An 859-nucleotide genomic window follows, 5' to 3' on the forward strand; every position below is an offset into this window, starting at 1 on the left:
CTTTCTCTATGATACATCTGTCAGGTCTTGGCATTGCTCCGATATACGGTGCAGGACTGCTTGTATCCATCGCTACAACTGCAACAACCATAACATCTTACACACCAACCAGCTCGACAGGACAGTTCTTTACTGTAAAGTGGGTGTTGAGTGCTACTGCTGCTGCAACACCAACCCTGACTTTAACGTTCACAGACCCGAAAGCAGGAGCACAGACAATTACATTATATAACACCGCAATGACTGCAAATACCGTAGCACAGGGGACTTACGTGCTGGTTGCAACAAGTGCTACTGCAATAACCGTAAGTGCGTTAAGCACTGTTGCTTCAGATATATATGCAAGTGCGACCATAAGTGAAGAACAGTGATTATAATGGATAGAATTATAGGAGGTGATTAAAAATGAGTGTACCGAGTAATGCAAATGGCGTAACAATTGTTATACAGCTGACAAACACGAACAGCACTGACATAACGAACTTTATCTCTTCCATGCAGAGCGTCATAAAACAGTATGTACCTGCAGATGCAACATTAACAAACTTCATAGCTCAGTATTCTGCTCCACAAACAGAAACCAGAAATATAATGGTAGGTCAGGATTCCCTGTGAGCTACTCCTCAGCTGAAGCCTCGGAGCTTCCTGCTTCAGACATCACAATGGTATATGCGATCCGATAGTTTCAGATCGTGCTTTATGTTACCGCATCTTGAACATATCTTCGATGAGGGATCGAACCTGCCTATCTCTACGATGTTTTTACCATATTTGTCTGCCTTCCATTTTAATTTCTCTTTTAAGGCATAGAAGGAAACATCACTCAAACTCTTTGCAATATGGTGGTTTCTAACCATGC

The 859-nt window shown here is 42.3% G+C and carries 3 protein-coding genes; 2 read left to right on the forward strand and 1 reads right to left on the reverse strand.

The genetic code is table 11. The features are described 5' to 3' along the window. Together F6Q11_RS07525 and F6Q11_RS07530 are read left to right on the forward strand one after the other, a co-directional pair. Positions 1–371, forward strand: a 371-nt coding sequence (locus F6Q11_RS07525) for a hypothetical protein (protein ID WP_297027991.1), incomplete at its 5' end; no start/stop codon positions are given. Positions 372–405: 34 nt separating this feature from the next. Then, a complete protein-coding gene (locus F6Q11_RS07530; protein WP_297027993.1) occupies positions 406–615 on the forward strand; it encodes a hypothetical protein in 210 nt (69 codons plus the stop codon). Between the two features lie 35 nt (positions 616–650). Here the strand turns inward: F6Q11_RS07530 and F6Q11_RS07535 are convergent. Beyond that, positions 651–859 (reverse strand): zinc ribbon domain-containing protein (locus F6Q11_RS07535; protein ID WP_297027996.1); only part of this gene is annotated, 209 nt, incomplete at its 5' end.

This window comes from Thermoplasma sp. (genome assembly GCF_008709555.1).
Classification (GTDB): domain Archaea; phylum Thermoplasmatota; class Thermoplasmata; order Thermoplasmatales; family Thermoplasmataceae; genus Thermoplasma.

What these genes read in the sequence shown, in the direction of transcription:
- F6Q11_RS07530 (WP_297027993.1), top strand. Translation starts at nt 406, where the DNA reads ATGAGTGTACCGAGTAATGCAAATGGCGTAACAATTGTTATACAGCTG.